Genomic DNA, 20,202 nt, shown 5'->3' with positions numbered 1-20,202 from the left:
CACGGGACGGATTGAAGCAGCGAGCCGACACCCGCATAACTGTCAGCTCTTACAGTGTTTACAAGCTGCCGCGGCGGGCAGCATCAGCGGATCAGGCCCAGCCGCAGCGCCTTGAGCACGGCCTGGTGCTTGTTCGAGCAGCCCAGCTTGTGCATCGCATTGTTGATGTGCAGCACCGCCGTGCGCTCGGTGATGCTGAGGATGGCGCCGACTTCCCAGGCGGTCTTGCCTTCCATCGTCCAGTGCAGGCACTCGAGCTCGCGCGGCGTGAGCCGCGGCGACTCGGTCACCTTCTCCTCCGGCAGCAGCACGCGCAGCGCGGTGTCGACCGCGTGCACCGCGAACAGCTGCAGGTCCGCGACCATGCGCGTGAGCTGGCCCGAATCGCTTGGCAGCGGCTGGTCGCGATCGACGCCCAGCACGAAGTGCCGCCCCTCGGGCAGGTGCAGCGCCAGGCAGATGCCGGTGCTGTACCCGAATTGCGCCTGCGATTCCCAGATGTCGCTCGCGCCATGGCGCGCGTAGGTCTGGCGATCCCACACGATGGGCATGCTGTTGCGCTTGCAGTGCTGCATCACCGGATCGCGGCGGCCGAACTCGGGCGCGTGCATCACCTCGGCATAGCCCGCGGGGCAGTTGTCGATGGTGATGAACTCGGTCTCGGCCAGCGTGTGATCGACCACCGTGATGGCCGACACCGTCTGGAAATCGAGCTTTTGCGCGAAGCGGATCACCTCACTGCGGAACTCTTCCCGTGAGCGCGCTTCCAGGACTGATTGATAACCGCCTTGCAGCATGGATCGCTCCGGCCCGTCGGCCGGTCTAGTGAGCCTCTTCCGAGAGGTCTGGGTGGGGGACCTGTCCGGCTGTCCGTGACGCGCCACGCGCCCGCATCGGCCGCATAGGCCACGTGACGCATTCACGCCCCTGACAGGGTTTACAGCTGGCGAGCCGTCCTCATCGTGACCACACTGCTGGTCAAGGGGAGAAGCAGCAACCGCCGATCCGCAGTAGCCAAACCAAACAATTCTGACAATGACACCAGCTTGGATTGTGTACGCGTGGCCACGAATATTGTGTGATGTTCAGCGACTGCCTCGCTTGCAGTTCGCGCATTTGAGCACGCGCGTGTTGGTGGTGGGAGACGAGGATCACCCAGCCATGGGACAAACCCTGTGGAGCGGGGAATCCGAGTTCGGCGCCGCCGGCGTGGCCTGGGACTGGGTGCGCATGCCCTACGGCATCGTGTCGATGGTGGATCCGATGGCGCTGGTGACCAACCTGCAGTTCCTGAACGGCGAGGGCGAGGTGCTGGCGCCGATCGAATCGGCGATCCAGCTCAACGGCATCGTGCACACGCTGCCGTGGCAGGAACAGGTGCAGCTGGCGCTGGCCACGCGGCACTGAACGCGCCCCGAGGGCGCGTTCCCTCCGCCTTCATCGCGCCACGGCCGCGCGCATCGAGCGCGCCACCAGCGCCAGCCCGGCGACGGTGAGCGCGGCGCCCACGATCACCGTCGGCATCACCTTCGCCAGGGTCAGCGGCTCGCCCTTGAGCACCTGCATCATGAGCAGGTTCTGACCCAGCCCCGGCACCCACAGGTGCCACGCGGCCTCGCCTCCCGGATTCACGATCGCGACCATCGGCGTCAGGGCCACGGCCGTGATGACCAGCGTGGTGCTGGCCTGGGCCTCCTTGAAGGTCTTGGTGCGGATGGCCAGCGCCATCAGCACCGCGGAGAGCCCCGCGCCGAGCGGGATCTGCAGCAGCAGGAAGCGCAGCGCCTCGGCCCAGCCGAACTGGAAGGCGGCCGCGAGCGCGTCGCTGCGCATCAGCCACTGGCCGGGCAGGAAGCTGAGGTTGGAGAGCACCGCCACCAGCAGTCCCGCCATCAGCACCGCGGCCCACTTGCCGGCGACGATGGCCGCATGCGGCGCGGGATTCACCAGCAGCGGCTCGAGCGAGCCGCGCTCGCGCTCGCCGGCGGTGGTGTCCAGCGCCGCGGTCAGCGCGCCGTAGAGCACCGCCATCATGATGAACATCGGCAGCATCTGCGTGAGCCGCGTGGAGCGCGCCTGCGTGCTGGCGAGGTCGCGCTCGCGCACGTCCAGCGGCCGCAGCTGCTGCGGGCCCAGGCCGCGCATGGCCAGCATCAGCGTCGCGCGCTCGCTGCTGAAGCCCTGCAGCAGCCGGCTGAGCGCGCCCACGCCTGCCTCGGCGCGCTGGTTGACGCTGTCGCTGACGATCTCGACCGAGGCCGGCTCGCCGCCGGCGAGCAGCGTCTCGAAGTTGGCCGGCACGACCAGCACCGGATCGGTCAGCGTGGCGGCGCGCAGCCGCGCCTCGTAGTCGGCGGGCGCCGGCTTGATCGTGTAGGTCTGGCGCTCGATGTAGTTGCGCAGCGTGGGCGCGTGCTCGATGCCGGCGACCAGCACCTCGCGCTGTTCGGCGCGTTCCTGCAGCGAGGCGGCCAGGCCCGACATCATCATCAGCATCAGCGGGCCCATCAGCACCGACGGGATCAGCAGCCGCAGCAGCGTGCGCCGGTCGCGCAGCGCGTCGACGATCTCCTTGGCGAAGACGGTGCGGAAGGCCTTGAGGAAGGGACCGTTCATGCGGACTCCAGGTGCCGCGCGTGGGCGGCTTCGGGGAAGGCGAGGTCGACGAAGGCGTCCTCGAAGCGCTGGCGGCCGGTCTGCGCGAGCAGCCCGTCGACGGTGCCGGTCGCGACCGAGCGCCCATGCGACATCACCACCACCTGGTCGCAGAGCTGTTCCACCTCTTGCATGATGTGGCTCGAGAAGACGATGCACTTGCCGCCGCCGGCCGGCGAGCGCAGGTGCCGCAGCACCTCGCGCAGCGCGCGCGTGGCCACGACGTCCAGCCCGTTGGTCGGCTCGTCCAGGACGATGTTGGCCGGGTCGTGGACCAGCGCGCGGGCCAGGGCGGTCTTCATCCGCTCGCCCTGGCTGAAGCCGTCGGCGCGGCGGTCGAGGATGGCGCGCATGTCCAGCAGCTCCGCGAGCGCCTCGGCGCGGGCCTGCGCCTGCTCCATCGGGAGGTCCTGCAGGCGGGCGAAGTAGACGATGTTCTCGCGCGCCGTCAGCCGCGGATAGAGGCCGTGGGCATCGCCGAGGATGCCCATGCGCGAGAGCGCCGCGCGCGGCTGCTTCAGCACGTCGACGCCGTCGACATCGATCGTGCCGCGGTCCGGCGGGAAGAGTCCCGCCAGCATCCGCAGCGAGGTGGTCTTGCCCGCGCCGTTGGGCCCGAGCAGGCCGGTGATGCGGCCGTTGGGCGCGACCAGGTCCAGATGCTCGACCGCGACCACGGCGCGCGCGGGCGCCTTCTTCGCCAGCAGCGCGCGCAGCGGGCTGCCCTTTCCGCCGCGTGTCTGGAAGGTCTTGTGCAGCGCATGCAGGCGGATCATCGGTCGGACTCCCGGGCGGCGGAGGCGGCGGCCGCGATGGTCGCCGGGGTGGGGGGCAGGTAGGCGGGCGGGCGCGGCAGATCCTTGGCGCAGCTGGCGTCGACCTGGAGCGCGTCGGCATCGGTGGGCGCGTCGATGAAGCGGAAGAGCACGTCGCGCATGCAGGGCAGCGTCAGCGCCACGCCATGGCCGGCGGCCGCGACGACGACGTGACGCGCGTTGGCGCCCAGCGCCTGCTGCACGCGCTGGGCATGGCGCTGCGGCGTGGCCGGGTCGCTGCCGCCACTGGTGAGCAGCACCGGCGATTTCGCCGCGGGGATCGAGTAGAAGGCCGCCGGCACCTCGCCGCGCGGCCAGCCGCTGCAGACGCTGGTGTAGAGCTCGCGGTCGAGCGTGCCGAAGTCCGCGCCCGGCGCCTCGGTGGAGGCGGCGATGCGCGGCGCGTCCTCGGCGCAGACGACCGAGAAATGCATGCCTTCGAAGATCCGCATCGCGCGCGAGCCGCCCCCCATCTGTCCCGCCAGCCCGCCGAGCGCGTCGAAGCGGCCCTGCGCCGCTTCATGCAGCGCCGCCGGCAGCGCGGCCGCGAGCGGCGGCGAGTACAGCGGCGGGCGCACCAGCCCGAGCAGCGTGTCGCGCGTCAGCATGACCTCCTCGGCGCGGCCGGTCATCGGATGCGTGAAGGACACCTTGCGCGGCAGGCCCTTGACCAGCGCCTGCCAGTCGGTCCTCAGCGCCGGGTAGCGGGCGTTGCAGTCCGGGGACTTCGCGCAGGACTCGAACACCTGGTCGAACGCGCGCTGCGCGTCCTGCGAGAAGCTCACCGGCAGCACCATGTCGGGCGGCGCGACGCCGTCGATGACGGTGCGGCGCACGTGGCCGGGGAACTGGCGCAGGTACTCGAGCGCGGCGCGCGTGCCATAGGACGCGCCGACCAGGTTCCATTGGTCGACGCCCAGCGCCACGCGCACGGCGTCCATGTCCTGCATCGCGATGGGGGTCGTGAAGAAGCGCAGGTCGCCGTAGGGCAGCTGCTTCAGCGCGTCGCGGCACTGTGCCAGCAGCCGGACCTTCGCGCCGGGCTTGAGCAGCTCCTCGAGGCCGCGATCGCTGTTGTCGGGGCAGGACAGCGGCGCGGAGCGGCCGGTGCCGCGCTGGTCGATGAACACGAGGTCGCGGCGGTAGTTCAGCCGCGACAGCCGCGGGAGCACCGAGGCGGTCAGCGCGGTGGCGCTCTGGCCCGGGCCGCCGGCGAGCAGCAGCACCGGATCGGGCAGCTTGTTGCGAGCCAGCGCGGGCACGACGACGTAGCGGATGTCGATCTTCACGCCACCGGGGCGGGCGGGATCGAGCGGCCGGCTCAGGCCGCCGCACAGCACCTCGGTCGGCACGCCGTCGACGCGGCAGGGCTGCAGCGCGGGCGCCGGGTCCGCGGAGGGCGCCGCCCGCGCGCCGCCCGCGGCGAGGGCGGCGATCGCCGCCAACAGGGCCAGGGCCGCCAGCGGCCGGGATCGGGGGACAGGTGTTGCCCCGGAACTCGTGAACATGTCGCGCTCCTCCTCGTGCCGGCGATTATGGCGACCGGGCGGCGCGCGGCGGGCGTGCCTTCCGTCAGCGGTCCCGCCGTCCGAACATGCCCCAGCCTTCCATGCTCATGACCTGTTCGCCGTGCTGGTTGAAGACCTCCCAGGACGAGCGCACCAGCCCGATCTGCGGGCGGCTGCGGCTGGCCTTGGTCTCCAGCACGGTCATGCGCACGCGCAGCGTGTCGCCGGGGCGCACCGGCTTGAGCCAGCGCAGGTTGTCGATGCCGGGCGAGCCCTGGCTGGTGGAGTCCAGCAGGTAGGCGTCGCACATCATGCGCATGACCAGCGCGCAGGTCTGCCAGCCGCTGATCGACAGGCCGCCCAGCACCGAGGCGTTGGCGGCCGCTTCGTCGAGGTGGAGCGGCTGCGGGTCGTAGGCGGCGGCAAAGGCCAGGCCTTCCTCGCGGTCGACCAGGCGCGAGCCGAACTCGCGCACCTGGCCGGCGGAGAAGTCCTCGAAGGCAAGGGTCTTGGCGCCGGACGCGGCGGGGGCGGGCGTGCTCATCGGGAACCTCGGTCGGATGGAGATCGGCCGACTGTAGGCGCCCTGTGCGAGGGCGGCTGGCGCGGCGGCGACAGTGCGTCGAATGCCCCTGTCGTTGCGCGGAGCGCGGCGCGCGCGTATGGTCCCCGCGTCCCGTAACCGGGATTGCTCTTCACGAGCCGTTCAAGCATCCAAGGAGACCCCCCGATGAAGCTCTACTACAGCCCCGGCGCCTGCTCGCTGTCGCCCCACATCGTCCTGCTCGAGGCAGGCCTGGACTTCGAGCCGGTGCTCGCCAGCACCAAGACGCACAAGCTGCAGGATGGCACCGACTACTACGGCATCAATCCGAAGGGCTATGTGCCGCTGCTGGAGCTCGACGACGGCCAGCGGCTGAGCGAGGGACCGGCGATCGTCCAGTACATCGCCGACCAGGTGCCCGGCAAGCAGCTCGCGCCGGCCAACGGGACGATGGCCAGGTACCGGCTGCAGGAGTGGCTCAACTTCCTCACCAGCGAGCTGCACAAGACCTTCAGCCCGCTGTTCAACCCGGCCATTTCGGAGGACGCGAAAGGCGTGTTCCGCAACAAGCTGCATGAGCGCTTCAAGTGGATCGACGCGCAGCTTGAAGGCAAGCGGTTCCTGATGGGAGACCCGTTCACGGTGGCCGATGCGTATCTGTTCACCGTGTCGAACTGGGCGCAGCACGTCGGGGTGGACCTGGCGGGCTATGCGAACCTGGTGGCCTACCGCGGACGCGTCGCGGAGCGGCCGGCGGTGCAGGCGGCGATGAAGGCCGAAGGCCTGCTGAAGTAGTTGGCTCGCGCTCCGTGAGAGAACTCCCTCGCCCCCCGCGAGGGGGGAGAGGGCAGGGGAGAGGGGGTGTTTCGAAGGGCAGCAGCGGTGTGGCACGAGCCCCCTCTCCCCTCCCTCTCCCCGCTGGGGCGAGGGGGTAAGAAGGAGCGAGTGCCGCCGCAGTACTGCAGCCTCAGCCCTTCTTCTTCAACAGCGACTCGCAGGCGCTCTTGTCGCCCGCGTCCTGCTTGGCGCAGACGCCGTCGAGCTGCGTGCGCAGCCGGTTCAGCGTGGCCTCGTGCTGCCCGTTCGCGTTCCACGCGACGAGCTGTCCGCCCACCTTCTGCAGCGATCTCGCGCTGCGCTCATAGAACGCGCCCTTGTCCTTGCCCGCCTCGGCCAGCAGCTGAGCCGCGGCCTTCTCGATCCGGGCCGAATCCTGCGGCGCCAGTTCCACCAGCGCGCTCAGGTAGTTCGATCCCCACTGCAAGCGCGTGGCCGGTCCTTCGCTCTTGTTGAAGGCCTCCTCGTACCAGCGCAGCGCCTCTTCCTTGCGGCCCTGCTTGCGCGCGTTGCCGCCGAGCTGGCTCATCAGGTAATACGGGCTGTGGCTCTTGGCGACGCTGGATTTCAACAGCGCGTCGGAGTCGCTCCACAACCCCGCGCGCCCCAGCAGGAACGCCGCCGACGTGATCACCGCCTGGCGCTCATAGCCATCGGTGATCTCCTTGTCCGCCTTGGCGGCATGGGCCTTGACCTCCGCCAGCAGCGGCGCGGGCAGCTTCGGCGCGAGCGCGGCCTTGTCCTCGTCCAACCGCGCGAGCTCGACGCGCGCCAGCAGCGACTGCAGCCGATCCGCCCTCGACAGCGACTCGTCGGCCTCGAAGCGCTTCAACGCCACGTCGAATTTCCCGACGAGCGCCTGACGCTCCGCCCCAGCCGCCGGCGCGAGCGCGCGGACGATGTCGTCGGCGCTGTTGCTCAGCACGTCCATCTGCGCTCGGGCGGCGCTGGCGTCGGCCAGTGTCTTCTCCACGCGGCCGCGCAGCGCGGCATCGGTCTTCAGCGCGCCGCCGCCTTCGGTCGAGGCCAGCGCCTTCAACCACAGCCGCGTGGCGGTTTCCTCATCGGTGCCCTGGCTCGCCGCGGCGAGCCTGGCCAGCAGCGCCGGCCGCTGCGCCGCGGGCACGAGCTGCTGCTCATCGGTCTCCCACGAGTAGAACCCCAGCAGCTTCCACTCGCTCGCCGAGAGCGCCTTGCCCGCCTGCGCGTCCGCGAGCACCGTCTTGACCGGACGCCCGCCCGCCAGCCCCAGCTGCAGCACGCGCAGCACCTGCGGCGCATCGACCTCGCCGGGCAGGCGCGTCAGCTCCTGGCCGTCGTTGTTGAACAGGATCATGGTCGGGTAGCCGCGCACCTTGAAGCGCGCGCCCAGGCGCTGGGCGCCGGGGTTGTCGCCGTCGATGTGGACGGCGACCACCGCGCGCGACTGCTCGATGAAGTCGGCGCGGTTGAACAGCGTGGCCTTGAGCTGGTTGCAAGGCGGGCACCACTTCGCGCCCCAGTACAGCAGCACCGGCTTCTTCTCGCCGCGTGCCTGCGTGAACGCGCGCTCGATGTCCGCGTCGCCGGAGGCCTCCTGCCAGGACACCGAAGCCGCGGCGCTGGCGGCCATCGCCGCGGGCATCAGCATCGGCAGCGCGCCCATCGTGGTCAGCGCGGCGGCGAGCAGGGTCAGGCGGGCGGCCGCGCGCGCGCGGCGCGGCATCGAGGTGTCGAAGGTCATGGCGAAGGTCGCGGCCTCGTGAGCCGGTCGATATCGAGGGAAGGGGCCATTGTGGCGCCGGCGCCAATCCCCCGATATGCGGGACGCTTCTAAGCTAGCTTGCCCCGCAGGGCGGCGCCCCGCGGCGGGCGCTCACGCCTCGCCGAGCAGGTCCTGACCCTCGTCCAGCGGCGCCGGTTCGGGCGTCGCCTTGGCCAGCGCCATCCAGGTGCCGAAGTCGGGCTTCATCGCCCGGCGCGGCGCCGGCCGGCCGAGCTCGAATCGCAGGCTCGCGCCGCCGTTCACGTCATGCGCGAACAGCACGCCGAAGGCGGGCGGGATCTCCTCGACCGCCGCGATGCCGGCGCGCAGCACGTACCAGCACTGGCCGCCGAGCGCCAGGTAGGCCTGCGCCTTCGCCGGCCGGCGCAGCTCGGACAGCAGATCGGCGCGGCTCACCTTGATCTCGTGCACCGCCGGCTCGAGGTAATCCTCGACGGTGGTGTTGCGCACCGAATAGACATCGGGCATCGCATTCACCCAGCGCATGCGGCCGGGCTCGTCCTCGCGCGGCAGTCCGGCGCGCAGCGACAGCCCCCGCCAGACGACGCGGCCGGCGCGCTGCAGCTCGACCGCCATGCGGGCCACCAGGTCCTCGTGACGGTCGCGTGCGGCGCGGTTCTTCCGCAACCCGAGGTGCAGCACCTCGATGCCGCCCGCGGTCAGGCGCAGCGTCTCGCGCCCGTGCGGATCGCGGTGCCGCTCGAGCCAGCCCAGCGCCAGCAGCTCCACCTCCAGCATGTCCTGGCAGGGCCAGCCGGCCGAGCGCCAGAGCTGGCGCAGGCGGCGGATCTGGATCACGGTGGGGCGGAGCGGCGGCGTCGACATGCGGCGATGTTGCCGCAGCGCGGGGCCCCGCCGCGTCAGCAGGGTCAGCAGGGTCAGCGTTCGCGGCGCAGCGAGCCGACCATCGCGCTGTTGTCGCCCATCACGAAGACGGTGTAGACATAGCCCGCCTGGATCTGCAGCGCGCTCAGGCTGTAGACCGGCGTCGCCGACGACGGCGAGGTCACCGTCAGCAGCGAGGAGGTCGAGGCCGGCGTCGTCTGCGGCGTCGACGAGGTGCCCGCCACCACGTTCGAGGCCAGCGCGCTGTAGTCCACGTTCAGCGTCAGCCCGGTGGAGGCGCTCGCCACGCCGTTGACCAGGCGGATCCTGGCGCTCGTGGTCGGGCTGGTGGGCAGGCGGTTGTCGTCGGTCAGCACCGCCAGCTGCGGATTGGCCGGCGTGCCCCAGACCATCAGCGTGTAGTCGCTGCCCGCGGCCAGGGCCGGATTCGCGAACGGCATCAGCTGGCCGTTGACGTAGACCGACAGGCTGGCCGTGCCGGAGGCGACCGTCGTGTAGTCGCCGATGGTCGGCGCCACCGAGGTGGGCAGCAGCGCGGTCTGGCCGATCGCGCCCGACACCAGCGCGCCGCCGCCGACCGCCGCCACCACGCGGACGCGGGAGGTCGAGTTCGGGAAGTTGGTCGTCGCGCCCTGCTGGATCAGCTGGATGCCGTTGACCAGCACGCCGCCGCTGCTGCCGGTCAGCACCAGCGTCGAGACGCCGGCGTCCGGCAGCGTGATCGCGGGGATGTCCAGGCGCAGGTCGCCCTTGGCGCCGGCGGCGGTCATGCGCACGCGGAACGAGCCGCTGTTCAGCGTCACGTAGCCGCTGCCCGAGCCGGCCGCGATGCTGCTGGCGATCGCGGTGGCGCCGTCCAGCGTGTCGTTCGCGCCGGTGACGTAGACATCCATCGCGCCCGCATCCGGCGCCAGGTTCAACACCAGCAGCTTGGTCTTGCCGGCGGCCGGCGCGGCCTGGTCTTCCTGCAGCAGCGTCGTCTGCACCGAGCCCGCCGAGCCGTAGGCGATCAGCGTGTAGTGCGAGCCCTCGGCCAGCGTCGGCGTCGACGACGACAGCGTGCTGCCGACGTTGTTGCTCTGCACCTCGGTGCCGGTCGCGTCGGTCTTCACGTCGGCATAACTGCCCACGGTCGCATAGGCGACGGCGGAGTTCACGGTGGTGCTGTCCACCGCCATGTCCAGCGCGGAATATCCGATGCTGGCGTTGAGCAGGCGCATCTGCGCCGTCTTGCTGCTGCTGCCGCCGCCGCAGGCGGTCAGCAGGGCCATGGTGGCCAGGCTCAGGCCCCAGGCCCAGGTCTTGAATCGCATCGTCCGACACTCCGGTTGAGAATCCGGCGATTGAACGTGCGTCGTGTTGCTGCGGCTTGTGGCCCCTTGGCGGCTTTGTGAACTTCCATATCAAGGCCGACACAGAGTTGCCGGCACGCCTGCACGCCCCGCCGGCCTGGGCTGCGCGCTCTAATCGCGCACGCGCGCCGGCGCTAGCATCCGCGCGATGAACGCCTACCCGCAGCTGCTCTCGCCCCTGGACCTGGGTTTCACCACGCTCAAGAACCGCGTGCTGATGGGCAGCATGCACACGGGGCTGGAGGACTCGCGCAAGCACATCGGCCGTCTGGCCGAGTACTTCGCCGAGCGCGCCCGCGGCCAGGTCGGGCTGATCGTCACCGGCGGCTACGCGCCCAACATCGCCGGCTGGGCCAAGCCCTTCGCCGGCACGCTGATGACCGGCGGCGCCGCGCGGCGCCATCAGCCGATCACCCGCGCCGTGCATGCCGAGGGCGGCAAGATCGCGCTGCAGATCCTGCATACCGGCCGCTACGGCTATCACCCGTTCACCGTCGCGCCGTCGGCGCTGAAGTCGCCGATCTCGCCGTTCACGCCGCATGCGCTGAGCGCGCGCGGCATCGAGCGCCAGATCCGCGCCTTCGTCCGCTGCGCCGTGCTGGCGCGCGAGGCGGGCTATGACGGCGTCGAGGTGATGGGCTCCGAGGGCTACTTCATCAACCAGTTCCTGATCGCCGCGACCAACCGGCGCGACGACGCCTGGGGCGGCGATTTCGCGCGCCGCATGCGGCTGCCGGTCGAGATCCTGGCCCGCATGCGCGAGGCCGTCGGGCCCGACTTCATCATCATCTACCGCCTGTCGATGCTGGACCTGGTCCCCGAGGGCGGCAGCTGGGACGAGGTGCTGCAGCTGGCGCGCGCCGTCGCCCAGGCCGGCGCGACGATCATCAACACCGGCATCGGCTGGCACGAGGCGCGCATCCCCACGATCGCCACCAGCGTGCCGCGCGCCGGCTTCGCCTGGGTGACCCGGAAGCTGCGCGACCAGCTGCGCGCCGAGGGCATCCTCACGCCGCTGATCACCAGCAACCGCATCAACACGCCGGAGGTCGCCGAGTCGGTGCTGGCCGACGGCTCGGCCGACATGGTCTCGATGGCGCGCCCGCTGCTGGCCGATCCGGCCTTCGTGCGCAAGGCCGCCGAGGGCCGCGCCGACGAGATCAACACCTGCATCGCCTGCAACCAGGCCTGCCTCGATCACGTGTTCAAGCAGGAGGTCGCGTCCTGCCTGGTGAATCCGCGGGCCGGCCATGAGACGCTGCTGCGCATCGTCCCGGTCGCGGCGGAGCTCAAGCGCAAGCGGGTCGCCGTCGTCGGCGCCGGCCCGGCGGGCCTTGCCGCGGCGACGACGCTCGCCGAGCGTGGCCACGCCGTCACGCTGTTCGACGCGGCCACGGAGATCGGCGGCCAGTTCAACCTGGCCAAGCGCATTCCCGGCAAGGAGGAGTTCCACGAGACGCTGCGCTACTTCAAGCGCCGGCTGGAGCTGCTCGGCGTGGTGCCGCAGCTGGGCCGGCGCGTCGGCGCCGCGGACCTGATGGACTTCGACGAGGTGCTGCTCGCGACCGGCGTCGCGCCGCGCGACCCACGCATCCCGGGCCAGGCCGAAGGCATCGCGCGGGGCCAGGTCTTGACCTACCTCGAGGTGCTGCGCGGCGAGAAGCCGGTGGGCCGCCGCGTCGCGGTCGTCGGCGCCGGCGGCATCGGCTTCGACGTCTCGGAGTTCCTGCTGGAGCAGGACCACTCGCTCGCGCTGGACGCGCCCGCCTGGCGCAGGCACTGGGGCGTCGGCGATCCGGCCGACACGCGCGGCGGCCTCGCCCGGCCGCAGCCGGAACCGGCCCGGCGCGAGATCACGCTGCTGCAGCGCCGCGCCGGCAAGCTGGGCGCGGGCCTGGGCAAGACGACCGGCTGGATCCATCGCGCCGCGCTCAAGACGCACGGTGTACGGATGGTCGGCGGCGTCCAGTACGAGCGCATCGACGAGCAGGGGCTGTGGATCAGCCATGGCGAGGATCGCGCCGATCCCGAGCTCATCGCGTGCGACACCATCGTGCTGTGCGCGGGGCAGGAGCCGCTGCGCGAGCTCGAGGCGCCGCTGCGCGCGGCGGGCCGGCCGGTGCATCTGATCGGCGGTTCCCTCGAGGCGAAAGAATTGGACGCAAAGCGTGCAATCCTGCAGGGAACGCAGCTGGCGGCCTCGCTGTAAACCCTAGCGGCCCCTTCAGACCGGCATCGATACTCCGAAGGTCGAGCAAGAGGGAACGCCCGTCATCCGTGGGCGGCCGACGTGGGGCCCGCCGTGGCTCCCCCAAAACAAAAGAGAAGCTTGGGTCAGCCATGCGTCTTCGCCTGAACCGCCGTTGGGGATGCCTTGCCGTGTCCGCGCTGCTGCCTGCGTGCCTGAGCACGCCGGCGTGGGCGGACGCGTCCGCCGCCATCGCGGCGTCGGCGGTTTCCCCGGCGTCGCATGCGCGGGTGCATCTGCCGGCCTGGATCGACTCGAGCTCCACCGTGTTCTGGCTCGGCGCGGGCTGCGTCGTGGGCGGGCTCACGCTGGGCGTGATGGTCAGCCTCTTCATGCAGCAGCGTGGCCGCCTGCAGCGCCGCCGCGAGGAACTCAAGCGCGTGCGCCGCGAGCGCGCCCGCCTCAGCGCGCTGCTGAACGCGATTCCCGATCCGATGTATTTCAAGGACGCCCACGGCGCCTATGAAGGCTGCAATCCCGCCTTCGAGCGAGCCGTCGGGCTGAGCGAGCAGGAGCTGATCGGCCGCCGCGACGCCGACCTGCCGAATCCCCCCGGCTGGGTGGACACCCAGTCCGACGGCCACTGCCTGACGTGGCGCGACGGCACCGACGGCGCGGCGCGCTGCCTGGACGTGCTCAGCGCCCGCGTCATCGACGAGGGCCAGTACCTGGGCCAGGTCGCCATCGCGCGCGACATCACCCAGCTGCAGCAGGCCACCGACGCCGCGCGCCGCGCCGCCACCGTGTACGAGCACTGCGGCGAAGGCATCCTGGTCATCGACCACCAGCTGCGCATCGTCGACGTCAATCCGGCGCTGGTGGCGATGGTCGGCCATGACCGCCAGACGCTGCTGGGCAAGCGCCCGCTGCTGTTGCGCGAGGCCGAGCAGGACCCCGAGAAGCTGCGCCAGCTGTGGGCCGACATCGAGGCCCGCGGCAAGTGGTGCGGCGAGGTCACCGAGCGTCACAAGAACGGCGAATCGATCCCGATGTGGGCCACCTTCGTGAAGGTGCCGTCGCCGTCGGGCGATCCCACGCAGGTGCAGTACCTGAGCGTGCTGACCGACATCTCCCGCATCAAGCAGACCGAGGCCGAGCTGCTGCACCAGTCGCTGCACGACAGCCTGACCGGCCTGCCGAACGCGGCGCTGCTGCGTGACCGCATCTCGCGCCAGATCGGCAACGCGCAGCGCGAGCAGACCTGCGTGGCGGTGCTGTACATCGACCTGGACGGCTTCCGTGACGTCAACGACATCGCCGGCCACAGCGCGGGCAATCAGGTGCTGCTGACGGCCGCGGCGCGCTTCGCCAACGTGACGCGGCTGAGCGACTCGGTGGCGCGCGTCGGCGCGGACGAGTTCGTCGTCGTGCTGTCGGGCCTGGTCGACGAGGAGACCGCGATGCGCCTGGGCGACCGGCTGATCCAGGCGATGGACGAGCCGGTCGTGATCGACCATCACCGCTTCAACGTCGGCGCGAGCATCGGCCTGGCGCTGTTCCCGGCCGACGGCACCCAGGTCGACGAGCTGCTGCGCAATGCCGAGGTCGCGATGGTGCGCGCCAAGCTGCATGCGCGCGGCTCGGTCCAGGCGTACCGGCCGGAGCTGACGCAGGCGGTGCAGCAGCGCTTCGAGCTGACGCACGCGCTGCGCCAGGCCAACGAGGCGGCGCAGTTCCGCCTCGAGTACCAGCCGCAGGTGCGCCTGAGCGACGGCCAGCTGATCGGCGCCGAGGCGCTGCTGCGCTGGCGCCATCCGACGCGCGGGCCGATCTCGCCGGCCGACTTCATCCCGCTGGCGGAAGAGACCGGCCTGATCATCCCCATCGGCCGCTGGGTGCTGGAGCAGGCCTGCGCGCAGGTGGCGCGCTGGCAGGGCCAGGAGGGCAAGCCGCAGCAGATCGCCGTCAACGTCTCGGCGCGGCAGCTGCGCCAGCCGGACTTCGTCGAGACGCTGGAGGCCATCCTGGCCGAGACCGGCTGCCCGCCCAGCGCGCTGGAGCTGGAGGTCACCGAGAGCCTGCTGCTCGAGGATGCCGAGCAGGCGATCAGCCTGCTGACCCGCATCTGCGAGCGCGGCGTGCGCGTCGCGATCGACGATTTCGGGACGGGCTATTCGTCGCTGGCCTACCTCAAGCGGATGCCGGTGAGCACGCTGAAGATCGACCGCAGCTTCGTCAACGAGCTCAGCAGCGATGCCAACGTCGCGGCGATCGCCCGCACGGTGATCGTGCTGGCGCGCAGCCTCAACCTGGACGTGCTGGCCGAGGGCGTCGAGACCCTGGAGCAGGCCGAGTGGCTGCGCCGCGAGGGCTGCGACTGGGCCCAGGGCTGGTACTACGGCCGCCCGATGCCGGCGGAGGACTTCGTCGTCACGCCGCCGCCCGAGCCGTTGCGCCGCGCGCCGGCCAAGCGTCTGCAGCTGGCTTGAGCGCGGGCGGGCGCCCGCTCCGGCCGAGGCCGCGGTTCACGCATCGCCATCGCCATTCGTGCGCCGCCGCGGCGCGTTCGGCGGCGCGGTGTCGCCGGACCACAGCCGCCATTCCTTCGCGCTGATTTCGCGGACTTCCAGTCCGCGCCGCAGGATGTAGCTGGAGTCATGCCAGCTTTCCACCGGGCCGGCGGCCGAGCGCCTGGGCGCCGGCTCGGCGCCGAAGCTGGAATCTCCGAAGGTGCTGCCGCTGTCCGCGTAATGGCTCTGGCCGTGGCTGAACCGGCTGTCGCCGTAGTGGCTGGGATACAGGCTGTCGAAGCCGCTGCCGTCCGCGAGCGGCCTGGACGCGGCGCGCGGGGCGGGGGACGAGGAGGACCGGTACTTCATCTCGGGGTCTCCGGGGTCACGGGGAGGAGGCACTCCATGGTGATCCTGTCGCAGCCCGTACGTCAGCCCGCAGATGGAGGGGCCGAGGGGGGAGGACATCTCCCCCTTGAATCCGCTTGCGCCGCGCGGCGGTGTGTGGAAGTCACGGCCCTCACGGGCACGCATCGGCCCTCATCGGCGCCCGCGGCTCACAGCGGCAGCGCGGTCGTGTTCTTCACTTCCTCCATGACGGCGTAGGTCCGGGTCTCGCGCACGCCGGGCAGCGTCCAGATCACGGCGCCGATGAACTCGCGGTACGCCGTCATGTCCGACACCCGCGTCTTGAGCAGGTAGTCGAAGCCGCCGGCCACCAGGTGGCACTCCAGGATCTCCGGCCGCGCCTGCACCGCGGCGCGGAAGTTGTCCATGACGTCGTGGACGGTGCGGTCCAGCAGGATCTCGATGAACACCAGCATCTGCGCGCCCAGCTTGGCGGGATTCAGGCGCGCCTCGTAGCCCAGGATGAAACCGTCGCGCGTCAGCCGCCGCACGCGCTCCAGCACGGCCGTGGCGGACATCTGCACCTCCTCGGCCAGCTTCAGGTTGCTGATGCGCCCGTCCTGCTGCAGCAGCGCCAGGATGCGCCGATCGATCTTGTCCAGGTCCTCGAGGCTGTTCATGCTGGATTCCGTCCGGTTGATGCTCAGAAGATTGGAGATTAATTCGGGACGTTCCTTTCTACACTCCCGATATTCGCTAGGGGAGCGCCCCTCGCACGAACATCCGAGGATTCCATGACCGCCTTCATCCTTCCCCCGGAACGCGCCCGCCTGCCGGACCCGTATCGCGAGGAGCTGCCGCTGGTGCGCGCGCTCGCCGAGGAACTGAAATCGCTGAACTGGGCGGCGGTGCTCGACCAGGCGCGCCCCTGGGTGCAGCAGGTGCGCGCGAACCCGGCGCCGTTCTGGGCGATGGAGTCGCTGCTGCGCGAATACCCGATCACCAGCGCCGAGGGCCTGGCCCTGATGCGCCTGGCCGAGGCGCTGCTGCGCGTGCCCGACGCCGAGACCGCGATCGCGCTGACCGCCGACCAGCTCGGCCGCGCCGATTTCGACGGCGCGTCGGACGGCCCGCACAAGATGCTGGCGGGCCTGGCGGCGAGCGCGATCTCGCTGTCCAAGAAGTTCCTGCCGGATGCGGAGTCCGAGTCCGGCGTGATGAAGCGCCTGGGCGCGCAGACGGTGGTGGCCGCGACGGTGCGCGCGATCCAGCTGCTGGGCCGCCAGTTCGTGCTGGGCCGCAACATCCAGGAAGCGATGAAGGAAGCCGATGCCGCCCGCAAGGCGCAGGCGCAGCTGCGCTTCTCCTACGACATGCTGGGCGAGGGCGCCCGCACCGAGAAGGACGCCGAGCGCTACCAGGCGTCCTACCTGAACGCGATCGCCGCCATCGCCGCGGGCCGCAAGGCCGAGTCGCCGGAAGGCAGCGACGGCATCTCGATCAAGCTCTCGGCGCTGTTCTCGCGCTACGAGGTGCTGCAGCGCGAGCGCGTCTACGCCGAGCTGCTGCCGCGCGTGTGGCAGCTGGTCGAGAAGGCCGCGCAGGCCAACATCAACCTGACCATCGACGCCGAGGAGGTCGATCGCCTCGAGATCTCGCTGGAGCTGCTGGATGCGCTGGCCGCGCGCATCGCCACGCACTTCCCGCAATGGCGCGGCTTCGGCCTGGCGGTGCAGGCCTACCAGACGCGCGCCCGCGACGTCGTGGAAGCGGTCGCCGCGATCGCCCGCCAGCACGGCCTGCGCTTCATGGTGCGCCTGGTCAAGGGCGCCTACTGGGACGGCGAGATCAAGCGCGCGCAGGAGCAGGGCCTGCCGTGCTACCCGGTCTACACGCACAAGCCGCACACCGACGTCTCCTACCTGGCCTGCGCCCAGGCGCTGCTGAAACACCACGACGTCATCTATCCGCAGTTCGCGAGCCACAACGCCGGCACCATCGCCGCCATCCTGGCGATGGCGCGGGCGCTGGGCGCGAAATTCGAGATGCAGCGCCTGCACGGCATGGGCGAGGGCGTCTACCGCGAGGTGCTCAAGGACGGCTCCATCCCGTGCCGCGTCTATGCGCCGGTCGGCGAGCACCGCGACCTGCTGGCCTACCTGGTCCGCCGCCTGCTGGAGAACGGCGCCAACTCGTCCTTCGTCCACCAGCTGGCCGACCCGTCGGTCGCGCCGGAGGAGCTGCTGGGCTCGCCGCTGACGCAGATCCAGACGCAAGCCGCGCTGCCGCTGCCGATCGACCTCTACCGTGACGCGGCCGGCCGCGGCCGCGACAACTCGTCGGGCCTGGACCTGGCCGTGCCGCAGCAGCGCCAGCCGCTGCTGGACGCGCTGGCGCAATGCACGGTCCCGGCGATGGCCGAGGCCACGGCCGCGGAGGTCGACGCCGCGATGGCCCGGCTGCAAGGCGGCTTCGCCGGCTGGAACGCCACGCCGGTGGCCCAGCGGGCCGCGGTGCTGCGCCGCGCCGCCGACGCGCTGCAGGCGCAGCTGCCGCAGTACTGCGCGCTGCTGGTCAAGGAGGCCTACAAGAGCTTCGGCGACGCGATCAGCGAGGTCCGCGAAGCCATCGACTTCATGCGCTACTACGCCGACGAGGCCGAGCGCCTGGCCGCCGAGGGCGTCGCGCTGAACGGACGCGGCGTGTTCGTCTGCATCTCGCCGTGGAACTTCCCGCTGGCGATCTTCGCGGGCCAGGTGGTGGCGGCGCTGGCCGCGGGCAACGCGGTCGCCGCGAAGCCGGCCGAGCAGACCCCCGCGGTCGCGGCCGAATGCGTGAGGCTGCTGCACGCGGCCGGCGTCCCCGAGGACGCGGTGCAACTGCTGCACGGCCGCGGCGAGACCGTCGGCGCGCGCCTGGTCGCCGCGCCGCAGACGGCGGGCGTGTGCTTCACCGGCTCGACGCAGGTGGCGCAGATCATCAACCGCCAGCTGGCCTCGAAGCCGGGCGCCGCGGCGCTGCCGCTGATCGCCGAGACCGGCGGCCTGAACGCGATGATCGTGGACTCGACGGCGCTGCCGGAGCAGGTCATCGACGCCGTGGTGCAGTCGGCCTTCCGCAGCGCGGGGCAGCGCTGCTCGGCGCTGCGCCTGCTGGCGGTGCACGAGGCGGTGGCCGATGGCGTCATCGAGATGCTGCGCGGCGCGGTCAAGGAACTGCGCGTCGGCGACAACGCCGATCTGTCGACCGACGTCGGCCCGCTGATCGACGACGAGGCCTTCGACGGCGTGTCGCGCGAGGTCCAGCGCCTGAAACGCGAGGCGACGCTGATCGCCGAGGCCGTGCCGGCCGACGGCTGCCCGCGCCTGCTGCCGCCGGTGGCGGTGGAGCTGCCGGCGATCGCGTCGCTGAAGAAGGAGATCTTCGGCCCGGTGCTGCACGTGGTGCGCTGGCGCGGGGATGTCGACGGCGTCGTGCGCGAGATCAACGCGCTGGGCTACGGCCTGACGCTGGGGATCCAGACCCGCATCGACAGCCGCGCGCTGCGGCTGGCCTCGGAGGCCCGCATCGGCAATGTCTACGTGAACCGCAACATCATCGGCGCGGTGGTGGGCGTGCAGCCGTTCGGCGGCGAGGGCATGTCCGGCACCGGACCCAAGGCGGGCGGTCCGCACTACCTGCTGCGCTTCGTCGCGCAGCCCAAGGTCGAGGCGGCCGGCGAGGCGCCGGCGCTGGCGACGACCGGCGCCGGCGCGGACCTGACGCCGCTGTTCGCCGCGCACGAGGGCTGGGCGGAGCGCCCGGTCGACGAGCGCGCGACGGCGCTGGAACGCTCGGCCGCCGGCCAGGCGCCCGGTGTCGCCGGTGCGTGGCGGACGCTGGCCGCGGCGGCGCGCCGCGTGCTGCTCGACGTGATGCTGCCGGGTCCGACCGGCGAGAGCAACGAGCTGCGCCTGCATGGACGCGGCGTCATCGCGGTGCTGGCGCAGGGCGCATCGCTTGATGAGCTGGCGCGCGCGCTGGGCGCCGCGCTGGTGGCCGGGAACGCGGTCGTGGCCGTCGGCGGCGGCGACGCGGCGCAGGAGCTGCGCACGGCGCTGATGCGCGGCGGCGTGGCGGCGGCGGCGATGCAGCTGCTGCCGGCGGATCAGCTCGGCGCCGTGCTGCGCGCGGCGAAGCTGGCTGGCGTGATCGCGCCGGCGGCGCTGCAGCTGCCGGTGCAGCGCGAGCTGGCCGGCCGCGACGGCGCGATCCTGCCGGTCGTGCCGATGGTGGAGCTCGCCGACGCGCGCCAGCTCTACCGCCTGGTCGCCGAGCAGACGCTGACGATCAACACGGCGGCCGCGGGCGGGAACGCCGCGCTGCTGGCGGGCGTGCACTGATCCGGCAGGCCGGGTCGCGCGAGACCCGGCCGTCGAGCCGCCACCAGCCGGTGCGCGGCACGACCCAGACCTGGCCGGCGCGAAAGCGCCGCGGCTGCGCCCAGCAGCGGTCGGCCCACAGCCGCGGGGCGTCCTCGACGTCGACCACGCCGGCGTGGACATGCATCACGGTGCCGCGGGCGAGCTTGAGCATCAGCGACTGGCCCGCGCCCAGCGTGTGCTCGGCCTGTGCCGGCAGCGGCTGGCGCACGCGAGCGCGGGAGGTCTGCCAAGGCCAGGGAATCGGCAGCGCGCTCAGGACGGTGGCAAGGAACATGGCGGTGTCGCCCGGGAGGGCGCCTCGATGGGATGCCATCCAGTGTTGCGAGCCGGGCGCGGCCCGGACAGGCACAGCGGACCGATTTGTTCTGCGGAACAGCGCGCGGCGGCCCGCTGTTCCGTATCGACAGCCA

At 71.5% G+C, this 20,202-nt stretch carries 16 protein-coding genes; 5 read left to right on the top strand and 11 right to left on the bottom strand.

Translation table 11 applies throughout. The features are described 5' to 3' along the window. Window positions 1-83 precede the first annotated feature (83 nt). Window positions 84-797: a helix-turn-helix transcriptional regulator gene (locus ACEN96_RS01650; RefSeq protein ID WP_099860351.1), complete on the bottom strand. Its 714-nt coding sequence runs from the start codon at window positions 795-797 to the stop codon at window positions 84-86. A 238-nt stretch (window positions 798-1,035) separates the two neighbouring features. On the opposite strand from ACEN96_RS01650, the gene ACEN96_RS01645 reads away from it, so the two are divergent. Beyond that, window positions 1,036-1,407 carry a DUF4902 domain-containing protein gene (locus ACEN96_RS01645; RefSeq protein WP_495586317.1) on the top strand — a complete coding sequence of 124 codons (372 nt, stop codon included), beginning with the start codon at window positions 1,036-1,038 and terminating at the stop codon, window positions 1,405-1,407. A 30-nt stretch (window positions 1,408-1,437) separates the two neighbouring features. On the opposite strand, the gene ACEN96_RS01640 is transcribed toward ACEN96_RS01645, so the two are convergent. The 4 genes from ACEN96_RS01640 to ACEN96_RS01625 form a co-directional block, all read right to left on the bottom strand. Next, on the bottom strand, window positions 1,438-2,616 hold the full coding sequence (locus ACEN96_RS01640) for an ABC transporter permease (RefSeq protein WP_495586316.1): 1,179 nt from the start codon (window positions 2,614-2,616) through the stop codon (window positions 1,438-1,440). Next, window positions 2,613-3,431 carry an ABC transporter ATP-binding protein gene (locus ACEN96_RS01635; protein WP_495586315.1) on the bottom strand — a complete coding sequence of 273 codons (819 nt, stop codon included), beginning with the start codon at window positions 3,429-3,431 and terminating at the stop codon, window positions 2,613-2,615. The genes ACEN96_RS01640 and ACEN96_RS01635 overlap by 4 nt, the downstream gene beginning before the upstream one ends. Further along, a complete protein-coding gene (locus tag ACEN96_RS01630) occupies window positions 3,428-4,978 on the bottom strand; it encodes an alpha/beta hydrolase (protein WP_495586314.1) in 1,551 nt (516 codons plus the stop codon). The genes ACEN96_RS01635 and ACEN96_RS01630 overlap by 4 nt, the downstream gene beginning before the upstream one ends. Before the next feature lie 64 nt (window positions 4,979-5,042). Next, window positions 5,043-5,522, bottom strand: a complete 480-nt coding sequence (locus ACEN96_RS01625; RefSeq protein ID WP_495586313.1) for a MaoC family dehydratase — start codon at window positions 5,520-5,522, stop codon at window positions 5,043-5,045. Between the two features lie 186 nt (window positions 5,523-5,708). On the opposite strand from ACEN96_RS01625, the gene gstA reads away from it, so the two are divergent. Next, window positions 5,709-6,317 (top strand): glutathione transferase GstA, encoded by a 609-nt coding sequence (gene gstA / locus ACEN96_RS01620; RefSeq protein ID WP_495586312.1) that lies wholly within the window; start codon window positions 5,709-5,711, stop codon window positions 6,315-6,317. A gap of 172 nt (window positions 6,318-6,489) precedes the next feature. Here the strand turns inward: gstA and ACEN96_RS01615 are convergent, their stop codons facing one another. The 3 genes from ACEN96_RS01615 to ACEN96_RS01605 form a co-directional block, all read right to left on the bottom strand. Beyond that, complete coding sequence (locus tag ACEN96_RS01615; protein WP_495586311.1) at window positions 6,490-8,082, bottom strand: thioredoxin family protein; 1,593 nt, start codon at window positions 8,080-8,082, stop codon at window positions 6,490-6,492. 132 nt (window positions 8,083-8,214) lie between these two features. Then, window positions 8,215-8,949: a hypothetical protein gene (locus tag ACEN96_RS01610; protein WP_495586310.1), complete on the bottom strand. Its 735-nt coding sequence runs from the start codon at window positions 8,947-8,949 to the stop codon at window positions 8,215-8,217. A gap of 53 nt (window positions 8,950-9,002) precedes the next feature. Next, on the bottom strand, window positions 9,003-10,283 hold the full coding sequence (locus ACEN96_RS01605; protein WP_495586309.1) for a DUF4397 domain-containing protein: 1,281 nt from the start codon (window positions 10,281-10,283) through the stop codon (window positions 9,003-9,005). A 187-nt stretch (window positions 10,284-10,470) separates the two neighbouring features. Here ACEN96_RS01605 and ACEN96_RS01600 point away from each other — a divergent pair, with 187 nt between their 5' ends. Together ACEN96_RS01600 and ACEN96_RS01595 are read left to right on the top strand one after the other, a co-directional pair. Further along, complete coding sequence (locus ACEN96_RS01600; RefSeq protein WP_495586308.1) at window positions 10,471-12,531, top strand: oxidoreductase; 2,061 nt, start codon at window positions 10,471-10,473, stop codon at window positions 12,529-12,531. A 170-nt stretch (window positions 12,532-12,701) separates the two neighbouring features. Then, on the top strand, window positions 12,702-14,999 hold the full coding sequence (locus tag ACEN96_RS01595; RefSeq protein WP_495586307.1) for a putative bifunctional diguanylate cyclase/phosphodiesterase: 2,298 nt from the start codon (window positions 12,702-12,704) through the stop codon (window positions 14,997-14,999). Window positions 15,000-15,035: 36 nt separating this feature from the next. Here the strand turns inward: ACEN96_RS01595 and ACEN96_RS01590 are convergent, their stop codons facing one another. Beyond that, window positions 15,036-15,389, bottom strand: a complete 354-nt coding sequence (locus ACEN96_RS01590) for a hypothetical protein (protein ID WP_495586306.1) — start codon at window positions 15,387-15,389, stop codon at window positions 15,036-15,038. Between the two features lie 188 nt (window positions 15,390-15,577). Further along, window positions 15,578-16,048, bottom strand: a complete 471-nt coding sequence (locus ACEN96_RS01585) for an Lrp/AsnC ligand binding domain-containing protein (protein ID WP_495586305.1) — start codon at window positions 16,046-16,048, stop codon at window positions 15,578-15,580. 114 nt (window positions 16,049-16,162) lie between these two features. On the opposite strand from ACEN96_RS01585, the gene ACEN96_RS01580 reads away from it, so the two are divergent. Continuing rightward, the gene (locus ACEN96_RS01580) at window positions 16,163-19,750 is read left to right on the top strand and encodes an L-glutamate gamma-semialdehyde dehydrogenase (RefSeq protein WP_495586304.1); all 3,588 of its coding nucleotides are present in this window, start codon (window positions 16,163-16,165) and stop codon (window positions 19,748-19,750) included. Here the strand turns inward: ACEN96_RS01580 and ACEN96_RS01575 are convergent. Continuing rightward, window positions 19,698-20,066, bottom strand: coding sequence for a hypothetical protein (locus ACEN96_RS01575; RefSeq protein ID WP_495586303.1), 369 nt, complete (start codon window positions 20,064-20,066; stop codon window positions 19,698-19,700). The two genes, ACEN96_RS01580 and ACEN96_RS01575, sit on opposite strands and share 53 nt — an antisense overlap. Between the last annotated feature and the right edge of the window lie 136 nt (window positions 20,067-20,202).

It is taken from the genome of Roseateles sp. Mitsp63 (genome assembly GCF_059491535.1).
Note: the sequence above shows the minus strand (reverse complement) of the source record. Positions and strands in the feature narration are given on the sequence as shown.

Bases quoted from the DNA above. Each gene is read 5' to 3' on its own strand.
- ACEN96_RS01650 (WP_099860351.1), bottom strand. From the start codon at position 797: ATGCTGCAAGGCGGTTATCAATCAGTCCTGGAAGCGCGCTCACGGGAA.
- ACEN96_RS01640 (WP_495586316.1), bottom strand. From the start codon at position 2,616: ATGAACGGTCCCTTCCTCAAGGCCTTCCGCACCGTCTTCGCCAAGGAG.
- ACEN96_RS01575 (WP_495586303.1), bottom strand. From the start codon at position 20,066: ATGTTCCTTGCCACCGTCCTGAGCGCGCTGCCGATTCCCTGGCCTTGG.
- ACEN96_RS01630 (WP_495586314.1), bottom strand. From the start codon at position 4,978: ATGTTCACGAGTTCCGGGGCAACACCTGTCCCCCGATCCCGGCCGCTG.
- ACEN96_RS01590 (WP_495586306.1), bottom strand. From the start codon at position 15,389: ATGAAGTACCGGTCCTCCTCGTCCCCCGCCCCGCGCGCCGCGTCCAGG.
- gstA (WP_495586312.1), top strand. From the start codon at position 5,709: ATGAAGCTCTACTACAGCCCCGGCGCCTGCTCGCTGTCGCCCCACATC.
- ACEN96_RS01635 (WP_495586315.1), bottom strand. From the start codon at position 3,431: ATGATCCGCCTGCATGCGCTGCACAAGACCTTCCAGACACGCGGCGGA.
- ACEN96_RS01625 (WP_495586313.1), bottom strand. From the start codon at position 5,522: ATGAGCACGCCCGCCCCCGCCGCGTCCGGCGCCAAGACCCTTGCCTTC.
- ACEN96_RS01615 (WP_495586311.1), bottom strand. From the start codon at position 8,082: ATGACCTTCGACACCTCGATGCCGCGCCGCGCGCGCGCGGCCGCCCGC.
- ACEN96_RS01645 (WP_495586317.1), top strand. From the start codon at position 1,036: ATGACACCAGCTTGGATTGTGTACGCGTGGCCACGAATATTGTGTGAT.
- ACEN96_RS01605 (WP_495586309.1), bottom strand. From the start codon at position 10,283: ATGCGATTCAAGACCTGGGCCTGGGGCCTGAGCCTGGCCACCATGGCC.
- ACEN96_RS01580 (WP_495586304.1), top strand. From the start codon at position 16,163: ATGACCGCCTTCATCCTTCCCCCGGAACGCGCCCGCCTGCCGGACCCG.
- ACEN96_RS01585 (WP_495586305.1), bottom strand. From the start codon at position 16,048: ATGAACAGCCTCGAGGACCTGGACAAGATCGATCGGCGCATCCTGGCG.
- ACEN96_RS01610 (WP_495586310.1), bottom strand. From the start codon at position 8,949: ATGTCGACGCCGCCGCTCCGCCCCACCGTGATCCAGATCCGCCGCCTG.
- ACEN96_RS01600 (WP_495586308.1), top strand. From the start codon at position 10,471: ATGAACGCCTACCCGCAGCTGCTCTCGCCCCTGGACCTGGGTTTCACC.